12 protein-coding genes and 1 other RNA gene are annotated in these 14,351 nt (G+C 36.5%); 9 read left to right on the forward strand and 4 right to left on the reverse strand.

Features of this window, described 5'->3' with window-relative positions:
* Nucleotides 1-183 precede the first annotated feature (183 nt).
* Entirely contained in the window at nt 184-429 is a 246-nt protein-coding gene (locus NST21_RS14000; protein WP_340892692.1) for a hypothetical protein, read from the forward strand.
* On the opposite strand, the gene NST21_RS14005 is transcribed toward NST21_RS14000, so the two are convergent.
* Nucleotides 391-1,998, reverse strand: coding sequence for an FMN-binding glutamate synthase family protein (locus NST21_RS14005; RefSeq protein WP_057213775.1), 1,608 nt, complete (start codon nt 1,996-1,998; stop codon nt 391-393). The genes NST21_RS14000 and NST21_RS14005 overlap by 39 nt on opposite strands.
* A gap of 141 nt (nt 1,999-2,139) precedes the next feature.
* Nucleotides 2,140-3,234, reverse strand: a complete 1,095-nt coding sequence (locus NST21_RS14010) for a CdaR family transcriptional regulator (protein ID WP_340889683.1) — start codon at nt 3,232-3,234, stop codon at nt 2,140-2,142.
* Between the two features lie 311 nt (nt 3,235-3,545).
* On the opposite strand from NST21_RS14010, the gene NST21_RS14015 reads away from it, so the two are divergent.
* The 3 genes from NST21_RS14015 to NST21_RS14025 all read left to right on the forward strand — a co-directional run bounded on the left by NST21_RS14015 (nt 3,546) and on the right by NST21_RS14025 (nt 6,315).
* Nucleotides 3,546-4,685, forward strand: a complete 1,140-nt coding sequence (locus NST21_RS14015; RefSeq protein ID WP_340889685.1) for a glycerate kinase — start codon at nt 3,546-3,548, stop codon at nt 4,683-4,685.
* 303 nt (nt 4,686-4,988) lie between these two features.
* Entirely contained in the window at nt 4,989-5,336 is a 348-nt protein-coding gene (locus NST21_RS14020) for a PadR family transcriptional regulator (RefSeq protein ID WP_053346065.1), read from the forward strand.
* Nucleotides 5,323-6,315 (forward strand): HAAS signaling domain-containing protein, encoded by a 993-nt coding sequence (locus NST21_RS14025; RefSeq protein WP_340889686.1) that lies wholly within the window; start codon nt 5,323-5,325, stop codon nt 6,313-6,315. The genes NST21_RS14020 and NST21_RS14025 overlap by 14 nt, the downstream gene beginning before the upstream one ends.
* A gap of 170 nt (nt 6,316-6,485) precedes the next feature.
* On the opposite strand, the gene NST21_RS14030 is transcribed toward NST21_RS14025, so the two are convergent.
* The gene (locus tag NST21_RS14030) at nt 6,486-7,019 is read right to left on the reverse strand and encodes an IseA DL-endopeptidase inhibitor family protein (RefSeq protein WP_340889687.1); all 534 of its coding nucleotides are present in this window, start codon (nt 7,017-7,019) and stop codon (nt 6,486-6,488) included.
* A 452-nt stretch (nt 7,020-7,471) separates the two neighbouring features.
* Between NST21_RS14030 and NST21_RS14035 the strand changes: the two genes are divergently transcribed.
* The 3 genes from NST21_RS14035 to ssrS all read left to right on the forward strand — a co-directional run bounded on the left by NST21_RS14035 (nt 7,472) and on the right by ssrS (nt 9,071).
* A complete protein-coding gene (locus NST21_RS14035; protein WP_340889688.1) occupies nt 7,472-7,771 on the forward strand; it encodes an ArsR/SmtB family transcription factor in 300 nt (99 codons plus the stop codon).
* A gap of 115 nt (nt 7,772-7,886) precedes the next feature.
* Nucleotides 7,887-8,384, forward strand: a complete 498-nt coding sequence (locus NST21_RS14040) for an SRPBCC family protein (protein ID WP_340889689.1) — start codon at nt 7,887-7,889, stop codon at nt 8,382-8,384.
* Between the two features lie 500 nt (nt 8,385-8,884).
* Nucleotides 8,885-9,071, forward strand: a non-coding RNA gene (ssrS, locus tag NST21_RS14045) — 6S RNA.
* Nucleotides 9,072-9,288: 217 nt separating this feature from the next.
* Here ssrS and NST21_RS14050 read toward each other — a convergent pair.
* Nucleotides 9,289-9,831 carry a ribonuclease H-like YkuK family protein gene (locus tag NST21_RS14050; protein WP_340889692.1) on the reverse strand — a complete coding sequence of 181 codons (543 nt, stop codon included), beginning with the start codon at nt 9,829-9,831 and terminating at the stop codon, nt 9,289-9,291.
* A gap of 782 nt (nt 9,832-10,613) precedes the next feature.
* Between NST21_RS14050 and NST21_RS14055 the strand changes: the two genes are divergently transcribed.
* Nucleotides 10,614-11,819 (forward strand): nitrate/nitrite transporter, encoded by a 1,206-nt coding sequence (locus tag NST21_RS14055; RefSeq protein WP_340889693.1) that lies wholly within the window; start codon nt 10,614-10,616, stop codon nt 11,817-11,819.
* 142 nt (nt 11,820-11,961) lie between these two features.
* Nucleotides 11,962-14,319 carry a nitrite reductase large subunit NirB gene (gene nirB, locus NST21_RS14060; protein WP_340889694.1) on the forward strand — a complete coding sequence of 786 codons (2,358 nt, stop codon included), beginning with the start codon at nt 11,962-11,964 and terminating at the stop codon, nt 14,317-14,319.
* The last annotated feature ends 32 nt before the right edge of the window (nt 14,320-14,351 follow it).

Below are 14,351 nucleotides of genomic sequence, written 5' to 3' on the forward strand. Positions count from 1 at the left end.
CGGGCGGTCAGGGAGCCTCCTCGGCGCCTTTGCGCCTGTGGGGTCTCCCTTGGACACGCTTTTCCCGCAGGAGTCTCGAACCTTTCGTTCCAATCAACTTTGTTTTAACAATTAGAAATAAACACTTTTGCCTACAGTCTTTTTTGTTTTAATATAGGAGTATTAAAACTTGAGGTGATGACAATGCTTTCGAAACATAATTCTATTCAGCGAGATCAACTTGAAATGATTACTTTGGATCAACTGGTGCCAGCGAACCATTTGGTTCGTAAAATTGATGGGGCCATTGACTTCACTTTCATTTCTTTTCGTATCGAAGGAAATAGAAGAGGGGACTCCGACAAAAAAACGCCTATCAACAAAATAGGCGGTGGTTTAGTACTTTTACAACTATTTACTTACTCTTATTTGTCCCTTTACTTCATTTAGAATATTTTCAAGGGACGTGACGATTCCTTTGTCGTCCTTATAGCTAATATGCATTGGCTGGAAACGAACGGGAGAATCCAAACCAGCGGCGGCTGATATTCGGAATAGTCCTTTTCTTAGGGTAACGAGAAAATTTACGACCCGGTATTTCTTTTCATCAATGACTAGTGCCTGTTGCAATTCTGGATCAGTCGTTGCAACCCCGACAGGACAAGCGTTGGATTGACATTTCATAGTCTGTATACATCCGATTGAAATCATGAAACCGCGGGCTATATTGACAAGATCAGCTCCCATAGCTAAAGCGATGGCAATTCGGTCAGGAGTGAACAGCTTACCAGAGGCAATGATTTTCACCTGATCTCGGACGCCATATTTTTCAAGAGTTGAAACTAGGATTGGTAAAGCTGATTTGATAGGCAACCCTACGCTATCAATCAATTCTTGATAAGAAGCACCTGTGCCTCCTTCTCCGCCATCCAACGTTATGAAATCTGGACCTTTTCCAGTATCTTTCATATATTTGGCAAGTTTTTCAACACTATCATTTCCACCGATAACCATCTTAATACCAACCGGTATGCCTGTATGGTTTCGGATTTTGTCAACAAAGTCACACATTGATTCTACATCATGAAATTGATGAAATCGATTCGGACTATCGATTGATTTGTATGCCTCAACCTTTCGAATCTCTGCAATTTCAGGATTTACTTTTTCAGCATCGATATGACCTCCGCGAGTTTTTGCCCCTTGGGCTAATTTAACCTCAAAGGCTTTGATTTCTGGAATTTCACTTTTTCTTTTTAACTCATCCCAATCCATTTCGCCGATACTATCTCGAACTCCAAACATGGCTGGTCCGATTTGCATAATAATATCGACCCCTCCTATTAAATGATAAGGGGAAAGGCCACCTTCTCCTGTATTCATCCATGTCCCTTTTGCTAAAGCTAATCCTTCAGACAGAGCAGTGATAGCATTCTTCCCCAATGATCCGTAACTCATAGCAGACATCCCGATAAGTCCTTTTAATTTAAAGGGATTTTTTGTGTTCGGACCAATAATCACAGCATCCTCATCATCCAATAAATAGGCAGAGGATTCTTCATCTCCCCATGTTTCTTCTCGTTGTGAGAAAAGCGGATCCTTCATAAGGACGTATCTTTTAGTCATCACTTTTGTTTCTCGGTCGTATTTTTCTTCTTCAGCCAATTTTGGGAACATACTATTCCTTACAAAGAATCCTTCTTCATCGAAATCTCGTTTTGAACCAAAACCAATGACATCCCGTAAATATTTTGAGCTTTTTACCATGTGTTCATAGTCATCTCGAGAAAAAGGTTTTCCCTCATTATCACTGTTGAACCAGTATTGACGCATTTCAGGACCTATCTTTTCTAAAAAGTAACGAACCCTTCCAAGCACTGGATAATTCCTTAGAATCGCATGATGTTTCTGCCTACGATCAAAGAAAATCATATAGATTAATAAAAGAACTATTACAATGAAAATTAAGAAAATAATAGAAAATCCAAGAATAATTAAAATATTTGCGATGCTATTCATCCTAGCCCTCCTGTATGCAAAGAATCATGTATTGTTAATCTACTCGGTACTTCGATTATTTATACAAAAATTTACTTCAGACTCTTAAACAGGAAAGGAACATAATTAGATTGAAGGTACAACTTTATCACTCAATAAAAATCAAACTTTCCGCTGCATTTGTTTGACCCAAATGGCTAATTGTAAGGTTATTGCATCATTTAGCTCCTGAGGGTTATAACCGGTGATTTCCTTTATTTTTTTGATTCTGTAAATAAGAGAATTACGGTGAATGTACATACTTTTTGCACATTCGCCGATATTTAAGTTACTAAGGAAAAATTGTTGGAGTGTTTCAATCAGTTTTTCAGATAAGCTGCCCAATATTCTTTCTTGAAATTGTTGTTTCGTTCGATCATCTATTCGGTCCAAAAGGGCTTTGGTTTCCACTTCTGTATATGTAGTTAAAGACTGATTGTCGTCGCCAAGTAACAGGGCTGATTCGGCTTCGTGGAATGAGTGACATATAAATAATTCGGATTCCGCCAATGAACCCATCCCAACCCGCAATGAAAATTTTTTTGCGATTAATTGATGGATAGCTGTATTCATTTTTTGCTTCATTAAATTTTCAGTAAGGGTAGAAGTTAGTATGAAAACTCGATTAACGTTTAAGAATCCAATAAGGGTGTGTTGTATATCGAAAACATTTTCTAATAGTTGGATCACCTCATTCTTTTTTAACGGATTCAATTTTATTTCCAAAATACCTACTTGAAAAGGAGGTTCTAATTTCATTCCAATCAGGTTGAGTCGCTGATCTATTGAATTTTGATTAATCGTTTCCTTAAGTAAGTCTTCAAAAACGAGTTCCTTCAAATGCTGTTTCCACTCGAGTTGTTCTGCCATAAATGATTGATTAAGCATCATTTCTGTAATCATTTTCACTAAATCTCCAAACTCCTTGAGTTCTGCGGGGTCTCCTGTGATCCCTATAACACCAATAATTACTTTCTGGAACTCTATGGGTAAATTAATACCAGGAAGTACGCCCAGCCAATGATGGCGATCCTGTTCATGAATAATTAAAGGTTTACCGGTTTTAAGTACCTCTATTGCTCCAAAATGCGCTTGGTTAATACGATCAGGATTCCCTGAAGCAATAATGGTTCCTTTCTCATCCATAATATTGATATTTCGATTGAGTCTGATAGTAGTTTGTTTAACAATTTCCCTTGCGATTTCTTGAGTTAGCATATAAATCATCCTCAAATAGTTTTTTAGGTAGTTTTACTGCTGAGATAGAGTAAGTGTAGCTATTTTTATTAACTAACCTTTTAATTTTTATATAAGTGTTTTAAGGTATTACTCCAACCCACTCTAATACTAGTAGTTTATTAAATTTAGATATTAAACAAAAAGCAAACATAGGATAATTATTTCTATGTAGTATAGCCAAAAAAACTAAATATGTCATACTAATTTTTTGTATAGCTTGAACGATGATTAAAATATTTCTGAAGATTATAATAAACCTAATATTAAATTTATTCGCAGGGGGCCTGACCATGAAAATTGTTATTGCACCAGATTCCTTTAAAGGAAGCTTGACAGCACTAGAGGCTTCGCAAGCAATAGACCGGGGAGTCAAAAAGGTATTGCCAGCTGCAGAGACAGTACTAGTTCCCGTAGCGGATGGCGGCGAGGGTACAATGGATAGTCTTGTTGCTGCAACAAATGGTCGGAAAGTCGAAGTTACAGTAAAAGGACCATTACTTGATAGCGTGCAGGCTGCATATGGAATCTTGGGAGATCAGGAAACCTGTGTGATTGAAATGGCAAGTGCATCAGGTTTATGTCTAGTCGAGTCAGATAAACTGAACCCATTGATAGCCACTACATATGGAACTGGCGAGCTCATTCAAAAAGCATTGAATGATGGATGTCGAAAATTCATTTTAGGAATTGGTGGAAGCGCTACCAATGATGGCGGAGTGGGAATGCTCCAGGCTTTAGGAATGAAAATATTAGATTTAGAAGGGAAATCGGTTGGATTCGGAGGGGCGGAATTATCACGAATTGTGGAAATAAATACACAAGATTTTGATTCAAGAATAGCAGAATGTGAGTTTATAATCGCATCAGATGTTCAAAATCCATTGGTCGGACCTGATGGGGCCTCTTCTGTATTTGGTCCACAAAAAGGGGCAACACCAGTCATGGTGGATCTTCTCGATAAAGCTTTATCAATTTGGGCTGATTTGGTAGAAACCAAGACAGGTATTCGCTTGCATAATAAAGCAGGGGCTGGTGCTGCAGGCGGAATTGGCGGTGCATTCCAAGCCTTTTTCTCTGCCGAAACGAAAAGAGGCGTCGATATCGTTATTGAATATACCAAACTTGGAGAAAAACTCCGTGGAGCTCATTGTGTCTTTACTGGTGAAGGACAAATCGATTACCAAACTGCATCAGGTAAAACACCCATGGGAGTGGCAGAAGAAGCGAAAAAGCAAGGCATTCCCGTATTTGTCTTAGCTGGTTCAATTGGAACAGGTATTGACGTTTTATATAATCATGGAATTACTAGCATTCATAGTCTTGTAAACGCTCCCATGCCGTTACAAGAAGCTATGGAAAGAGGGGCTGAATTTTTAGAGGTTTCAGCTGAGCAAGTTATGCGCACTTTTTTAGCTTCTTTTAAAAAATAGTCACCCAATTTAGTGGAATGAAAGTAACGGATGCCTACAAAGCACAAACGATGGCAACATTGCTACAGGGTGTAGTTACGATAATTACCACGATGATTTTATGGGTCATTCTTGTATGATTTTAATAACGAAAAGCAGAGAGGCGGAAATCGCTTCTTTTTTTTGTGACTCTAAAATTTCCATACACTAAATCCTTTTCCGGAAAATATTTACATTTTTTTGTTGGTGTAGGAACTATAATAGTGTATGATACATAGTATAAAGTATAGTGTACGTCACATAGTATAGAGAAGAGGTGAGTGGGTGAGCACTTTATTGAATTCATTAACAACAGAGCTTCGCAGAGGAACTTTGACGTTAGCAGTTCTAAGTCAGCTCAAAAAACCCCAATATGGTTATTCGCTTGTCCAACGATTAGAGAAGTCGGGAATTACCATTGATCAAAGTACATTATATCCATTGCTTCGACGCCTGGAAAAACAGGAATTGGTGACTAGTAGCTGGGATACTACAGAGAGCAGACCGCGTAAGTATTATATTTTAAGCGATTATGGAAACAAAATTTTCATTCAACTAAAGAAGGAATGGGAAAAAACATCTCAGGAGCTTTATATTTTATTAAAAGGAGAGGAAGACGATGGAACTGATTGAACTTTATATTCAGGAAGTTACCCGCAGACTACCAGAGAAAAACCGAGAGGATATTGCGCTTGAGCTTCAGTCTACAATCGAAGATATGCTTCCAGACGATTATACCGAGCAAGACGTGAAAGAGGTCCTTTTAAAATTAGGAGATCCGGTTACACTGGCAAGTGGTTATCGAGATCGGCCGATGCACTTGATTGGACCACGTTATTATGATGTATATATCAGTCTATTAAAAATGATTTTACCAATCGCAGCCGTAATTTCCTTGATTGCACTTATAGGAGAAAATGTGTTTGGAGATATTGGTGAAAAAACGGTTATAGAAGTAGTTATCATGTTAATCGGAAAAGGGATAGCAGGGATCATCAGTACAGGTATCCAAGTGTTTTTTTGGTTAACGCTTTTATTTGCCATTTTAGAACGCACAGATACTTCAAAGGATCAGATGCCTTTAACAAAAAGTTTGAAACGATGGACTCCAGAGGATTTAAAACATATTCCGAACATTTCTAAGAAAAAAGTAATTCCTAAGATTGAGATTTTCGGAAGTTTGTTAGCTATCTCAATATTCGCTGTCGTTTATTTTAACGCAGCCAACCTCTTAGGTGTCTATGAAGGAAGAAATAACGGCCTCATTTTTGTGACACCCTCTTTTAATCAAGAGGTCTTGAATTCCTATTGGCCGCTGATTTTTTGCATCATTATCATGGGTGTCATCTTGGCTATTTACAAGTTACTCGTAGGACAATGGACGCTAAAACTTGCCTTGATCAATGCCATTTATCAGCTACTATCCACTATAACATTTATCATCATCATCAGTAATCCGAATTTATTCACCCACGAATTCATTACGTATATCTCGAATCTATTTTCTATCAATGAATGGAAAAGCTCGATTTACTGGGGAGTCATTCTAATCGATGTATTTTTTACAGTCTTGGAATCCTATAAAGGCTTTCGAAAAGCAAAAATCCGTTAATACACAGCATACTTGCTTTGCTTTATTAGAAGTGAGGTTCCGCGCCATACACAAAAATGAGCCTATATAAAGAATTATCCATTCAAATGGTAGTTCTCATAAAAAATACACCTCTTATCCAATATAGTTTTAACTATTTGGATAAGAGGTGTTTCATTTTTGCTATTTTCTTATTGAACTGCATCGAACTGATTTACTTTCCAAGTAGAACCTGACTTGTAAAAGGTAACAGTTCGGTTTACGGTGTCACCATCAACAGTAGGAACAATTAATTTATAAGATCTAACGTTTAGTTTTTGAGAGACCAATTTAATTTTTGCTTTCCGCCATTCTAACATGCTGTCGCCGTCTCCTATAGGACGAGCTAATTTTCCTTTATACGTAATATATTTATACTTTGTCAGCCCTTTTTCTACTGCACTATTAGTAAATGTTTCAGTTAAGTATTTAACTAGCTTGTCTTTAGTATTAAATTCTTGGCAAAGGTAAGAATACTCTGTACCTTTATAATTAAATGTTTTTTGTGAACAGGATTGATTAGTGTATCCATGTAATGCATTCCAGAAATGATTGCTGGCTTTATCGGCTATCTTTAATGCATTTTTGTCAGATAAATTCTGTGATGTATTTTGTGCTGTAACTACGGTACTCATTGTACAAAAAAGAATGATGATTGATAATAGCATACCTGTAAATTTTTTCATACTTTCTCTCCCCAATCTCTAATTAGGATAATTATGTAACAATAGCGCAATTAATATTACAATTGTTACATTTATATTACAACAAGATCGACATTAGTAAAAGAGAAATATTAGTAATTTCATAATATATTTTTAGTTTTTATTGGAGTATACATAATTTGTTCATATTTATTGCTTCAAAAGTAGCGTTTACCCTATCTACATAAAGAAAAGGGAATGATTTAAGAGTTGCATTCCAATTTAGCTTACAGCTAAGTATTTATTTATCATCCATCACTTATTCTATGAGGAACTTACATTATATAGAAGAGCTTCCGCTATATTAGGCAGTTATCGGAATAAATCGCTTTTCTTGTTGCCCTAACGTAAGCAAGATAGTGAAATAAAGAGTTGATGTTATACATTACACGAATCTGTTAAAAATAAAAGGCACAAAGATCTTATTTAACCAAATGGTTATCATTATAGTTAACCATTTGGTTGAACAAAATAATGATAAACTAGATAATATTTTCCAAGCTTTGGCTGACCCAACTCGAAGAGAAATAGTTCGTCTTATTGCCTCTAATGACCGAACAGTTTCAGAACTGGCAGCACCTTTTGATATGTCTTTAGCAGCAATTTCTAAGCATATCAAAGTTTTAGAACGGGCAGGATTACTTAATAAGACAACGAAAGGGAGAACACATATATGTCGTCTAAATCCCGATTCGTTATCATCCGCTACAGAATGGCTTCGTTTTTATGAGTGATTTTGAAACAGGCAGTTTGATGTTCTTGGATGTGAGCTAAATAAAGCCAAAAAGGAAGAACATTAGATTATTAGTACAATTTAATAATTAACTTATTTAGGAAAGGTTGATAAAGATGGTTAATACATCAACAACAACACTTACTATGATTCGTCGTTTTGATGTCCCGGCGGAAAGAGTATTTGACGCTTGGTTGAACCCAGAAATGATGAGAAAATGGTTTTTTACAATGGAATCAACGAATAAAGTGGCTAACAATGAGCCTATAGTAGGTGGCTTCTGGGAAATTGTCGACCATAGAGAAGGTAAAGATTACAGGGCAGTTGGTAAGTACATAGAAGTTGACTCACCAAGTAAATTAGTTTTCACATTTAAAATGCCACAATTCAGTGATACGGAGGACAGGATTACCGTTGAAATTAAACCTTTTGAAAATGGTTGCGAGATGACCTTCACACAATTGATTGTCGTTCCTCACGAAAAAGGTTGGACTGAGGAAGACATTGAAAAAGCACAGAATGAATATAATAGTCAAACTGAACAAGGTTGGGGTTATATGTTTGAAGGGTTAAAACAATTAGTTGAAACTGGTAAAATTAATTATCCATCTTAAATTACATTCACACGAGCGTCTACTTTCGCTCGTGCTTTTATTTCGGAAATACGCAATAATGCAATAGAAAATAAGGTGCTTGTTTAACTATCGGATAGTTCGTATTATAAGGTCGACCAATAAAAATTACTGGTTGACCTTTTTTAATAGATTCTATTATATCAGTAGCCAGGGAAGGATATGAAAAAAATTTCGCCCTGCCCACCTTTTCTAACAAAGAAACAGGATTACACCTTCAAGAAAAAAACCAGGGGTTATATAGGTTTTTTTAATCAATCGTTTCATTCAATATAAATATATTTTTATCGAATGGGTGTTATATAAACTCTTGAGACAGTGATCATTTAAGTTAGTAAAAATGGGAATATACCGATATTTTGATTTACAAATGTTCAATTCATTCATAGCTATTTTTAGGTTGTATAGGGCTTTGCTGAATCTTTTTAGATAATGGTAATTATTCACATTGCTGAATGAGCGGAGTTTAGGTAATATAACTATAGAAGCTGCGCTGTTCGTAATGATTATTAAGTTTTAACCTTTAAGCTGTAATAGGGAGTTTTATATTGAAACAGGAATGTTATGCCTTGTCACTGACTTGGACAACAGGATTGTTTCTGCAAACACCCACTTTGAGGAGTGGTGGTTTAAAACTTTCTTACTGAATACGGCAATGGCGGCTTACATCTTTAAATGTTGAAACCGGTCTCGGTCTGAGGCCGGTTTTGTGCTGTTTTTTTCACAACGTCCTATAGGAATTGTATGTATCGCTTTGTAGTCTGAAGAACCGAACCGATAATATCGAACCCATTTTGAACTAATATATTTTTTTCAACCGTTCTACTTTTTTTAAAAAAATGCCATTGTTTACAGCTTGGTACCTTACATGTTGTTTTGGCAACATTTATTCTTGCTTTGTATACCGATTGGCATAACTTGAGGCAACGAAAGCATTGGGTTTAATTTTGGGTTCCACTCCCATGGATTCCATCCTAGCTACCATTTCTTTTACAAACTCACTTGTTTTGTTCCGTTTTCCAATCCCGATATCAATGTGGCCCTCCATGATGAACGTTGCCCCTTGATATACAGCAGGCAGTACAATATCGATCAACTGATTTTTTCTTTCTTCCGTAAACATGGATACAATCTCCTCAGTTAACGACAATTCATGGGAAATACGTTCATGTAATTGGGTCATCCTTCTAGGAATCGTCACTTTTCTAATACAAGCCCACACACCATTCCCGACCTGCTGTATCACAATGCCTGTAATGAAAACCGTATGTTTTTTATGTACTTGAGAATCAGTACCGACCATCAATCGATAGTTACCAGATGGATTTAATTTCATGAACTCTACAATATGTTCGAATACCTCTTCAAATGACATGTTTTTTTCCTGAAGATTTTGAAATGGAATGTTATGAATTGGATATTGCCTCATATTGTTGCACCCAACCTTTCCCTGGCTATTACTGATTGTTCGATATCTACTTCCCGCCAATAACACATCATATGAAGTAAGTTCTTGTTTCGTGCAGTGAGTAAAACAACCCCCAAATGAAGACGTAGTCATCAATAAAAGGAAATGTAAGAAAGAGCTCTTATTAAGTAAGCAAAATCCTTAATGAAAAATCTATTTGAGAGATACCGATATGGACGAGAACGACCTTTGCTGATGAAGCTCATTAATAGTTTGAATCGTTAACGGTTCGAAAATATATATCCCTAACTAAACATACATAGAAAGAGCATCCATTAGGAATTTTTTCGGTTTCTAACTTATTGATTCCTTATACAGATGTTAAGTAAGCCATTTATTTTAAAATGTAGAGATTTAAAGCGAACAGAAGTCTGAGCCTCAGGCTTCTCTTTTTTTTTGTAAGAAAGAAGAATTTCATGATAATCTTTTACGAAAAAAAGTTAATAGAAGTTATCGATTGGTGTATCTCGGCTTTAACTGAAAAATAAATTAAGCTTGTAATTTTATATATCACCTTAGAAAAGATCCAAACATCATCCAAATGATATGACAGAGTAAGGTTTATCGAAGAAAATCCAAATTTGAAATTATGAAAATTTTAACTAATAACTGCTTTAAAGTATTAAAATTCTATAACTTTCAAAAAAAGTATGTAATGTTTTCTTACATGAATAAAGAAATCTCACCTTTATAATAGTAAAATAAGTGAATATTCAATGAATAAAAGATAGGAGAGATGAAAAGTGAAAATATCCGAATTGAAAAAAAGCGGGCATGCTCCGTCATTATTAGCTTCATTCCTATATTTTGATATTAGTTTCATGATTTGGGTATTACTAGGTGCACTCGGTGTCTATATTACAAAGGATTTCGGGCTATCCCCAGCTGAAAAAGGTTTGATTGTAGCTATTCCGATTTTGGGAGGCTCGTTTTTCCGAATCGTTCTTGGTTTTTTGACTGATCGGATCGGTCCACGAAAAACTGCGATCGGTGGGATGCTTGTTACGATGATTCCACTTTTTTGGGGATGGTTATTCGGAGAAAGTTTAGCGGAACTCTATTTAATTGGGATTTTACTCGGAGTTGCAGGTGCAAGTTTTGCTGCAGCACTTCCTATGGCTAGCCGCTGGTATCCCCCTCACTTACAGGGTCTTGCGATGGGCATTGCCGGAGCCGGTAACAGCGGAACTCTGTTTGCGACATTGTTTGGACCGCGTATTGCAGAGTCTATTGGTTGGCATAATGTGATGGGGTTAGCTTTGATTCCTTTAACCATCGTATTTGTCATTTATATTTTAATTGCAAAGGACGCCCCATCTCAACCGCCTGCAAAACCACTCAAGGAATATTTCAACGTATTTAAAATTAGAGATACTTGGTATTTCTGTATTCTCTACAGTGTGACTTTTGGAGGGTTTATTGGGTTTACTAGCTTTTTAAGCATCTTTTTTGTTGATGAGTATGGGTTAACAAGAGTAAGGGCCGGGGAATTTGTTACATTATGTGTCATCGCTGGAAGTTTCTTTCGTCCTGTTGGAGGATTTATTGCCGATAAAATAGGTGGAGTTAAACTACTTATGTTTTTATTTGTCGGACTCACATTATGTATGTTTGGTATTAGTTTTCTTTATTCTTTTTCTACCGTTACGATCTTACTGTTTCTCGGAATGCTATTTCTTGGAATGGGCAACGGGGCTGTCTTTCAGTTAGTTCCACAGCGATTTTCTAAAGAAATTGGTTTTATCACAGGAATTGTAGGAGCTGCTGGAGGTGTTGGCGGATTCTTGGTTCCAAACATACTTGGAACGTTAAAACAGATTACTGGAACATATGCTACAGGATTTATAGTATTTTCTGCAATTGGAATTTTGGCGTTCATGATCTTGGTTCTTGCTCAACTCTCATGGAGAAAATCGTGGGTACTTGGAAAGAATTCAGTTAAAATCTAGAACAATTTTTCAATAAAAAGAAGGAGAAAATACAAAAATAAATCATTTTAGAGAGCTAAATGATAACACTATTAGCTCTTTATTATTTGCTTACCTATCAATGGTTTAATACTAAAATTCATTACTTGTTGGAGGTTAGTAAATGTATAGACAAAAACTAGTATTAGTTGGGAACGGTATGGCGGGATTGCGTTGCATTGAGTCAATTATTATGAATAATCCTAATGCTTTTGAGATTACTATTTTCGGTAGTGAACCACACGTTAACTATAATCGAATCTTATTGTCGACTGTGCTGCAAGGCAACACATCATTTGAAGATATTAAGATAAATGATCGAAACTGGTATAAGAAGCATAATATCCAACTGTTCACAGGAGAAACGGTAGTGAAAATCGAGAGAGAGAATCGATTGTTAAAAACAGACAAAGAAAGGGAAGTTTACTATGATAAGCTCATCATTGCTACAGGTTCTGTCCCGTTTATTCTTCCTGTAACCGGTGTTGATAAAGAAGGAGTTATTGCATTTCGAACAATTGAAGATTGTCAAAAAATGATTGAAACTTCAAAGCAATATACAAAAGCAGTAGTCATTGGAGGCGGTTTATTAGGTTTAGAAGCAGCGAGAGGGCTGTTAAACCTTGGTATGGAAGTGAATGTTGTTCATATTGCTGGTTATTTAATGGAGAGGCAGCTTGATTCAACGGCTTCCATTTTGCTGCAAAAAGAGTTAGAAAACCAAGGGATGCGCTTTCTTTTAAAAAAGGAGACCATGGAGATAATTGGTAACGACCGTGTAGAGCGAGTGCGTTTTAATGATGGAACGGAGGTAGAAGCCGATTTAGTAGTGATGGCTGCAGGAGTTAGACCAAATATTCAATTGGCTAAGGAAAGCGGAATTAATACAAATCGTGCCATTATTGTAAACGACTATTTAGAAACAAGCGATCCTAATATTTATGCGGTTGGAGAATGTGCCGAACATAAAGGCCTGGTCTATGGGCTGGTGAAACCTCTATATGAGCAAGGTGAAGTATTAGCAAAACATATTTGTGATATAAAATCCCAGGGATACCAAGGTTCTGTCCTCTCAACCAACTTGAAAATATCAGGTGTTGAGTTGTTCTCTGCTGGACAGTTCCTTGGTGATGAAACAACAAAGTCAATTACGGCTTTTGATGAATTAGATGGTATTTATAAAAAGGTAGTCTTTCAAGAACGAAAAATCATTGGTGCTGTGCTGTATGGTGATACAAAGGCTAGCACACAATTACTTGATATGATTTTAAAGCGAAAAGAAGTTACTAAAGAGGAAAAAATTACACTGTTCCAATCATCAAGTACGGGTGAAAGTTTAATCGCTTCTATGGCATATAGTGATATTATTTGCAATTGTAACACTGTTTCAAAAGGGGCAATTATTGAAGCCGTTCAAAATAAAGGATTAACAACAGTTGAACAGGTTAAACATTGTACAAAGGCCACTGGTTCTTGCGGTGGTTGTAAGCCGTCAGTGACCGAGCTTTTGGAATATACTCAAAGTGATTCATTTGATGAAGATATTGAACAAAAGGTAATGTGCTCATGTACCACATTAACTGAGGACGAAGTAGTGAATAAGATGCAGCTCGGAAACTTAACATCTGCTCAAGAAGTGATGGATGTTCTTGAATGGGGAAATAGCGCAGGTTGTTCAATATGCCGACCAGCTTTGAGCTATTATTTAGGAATGATTTATCCAGAGTATGAGATTAAACAGGAAACTCTATTCATAAACGAACAAAAGAATGCTACTGTTCAAAGCGATAATCGTTACTCTGTTATCCCACAAATGTACGGTGGTATAACTAATGCGGAAGACTTGCGAAAAATTGCAAACGTTGCAGATAAATATGATATATCGCATGTTGCAGTAACAAGTGAACAAAGAGTTCATTTAATGGGTGTGAAAAAAGAAGATCTCCCAGGTGTTTGGGCTGATTTAAATATGCCGTTAAGTTCGAAATATGGTAATACAGTTCAAAACGTTAAAACATGTATTGGTGAACACGTTTGTCATTGTGATAAAAATCAAGCCCTGCTGCTTGCTGTGGACTTGGAAAAAAGATTTGAATTTATATCAACGCCTTACCGTATAAAAATGGGCATATCTGCTTGTATGCATAATGGTGCAGGCTCAACAACGAAAGATATAGGTGTTATGGGTATTGACAGGGGCTGGGAAATCTATGTTGGCGGCAGCAGCGGGCGTAATGTACGTGCCGGTGAACTGTTATGTGTAGCCGAGACAAATGAAGAAGCAATTGAAATTATCATCGGCTTTATTCAATATTATCGTGAGACAGCTAATTACTTAGAACGGACTTGGCAATGGATTGAACGAGTGGGATTAATTCATGTAAGAGAAGTCTTGTTTGATAAAGAACTTAGTCAGCAACTAATTCAGCGATTGGAAATGGGCGCAGCTCAACGAAAGAACTTGGAGGAAAGTACTATTTAACTTACTCAGTAAAATAAGGTTTAAATAAATGT

It is taken from the genome of Peribacillus sp. FSL K6-1552 (genome assembly GCF_038005205.1).
Taxonomy (GTDB): domain Bacteria; phylum Bacillota; class Bacilli; order Bacillales; family DSM-1321; genus Peribacillus; species Peribacillus butanolivorans.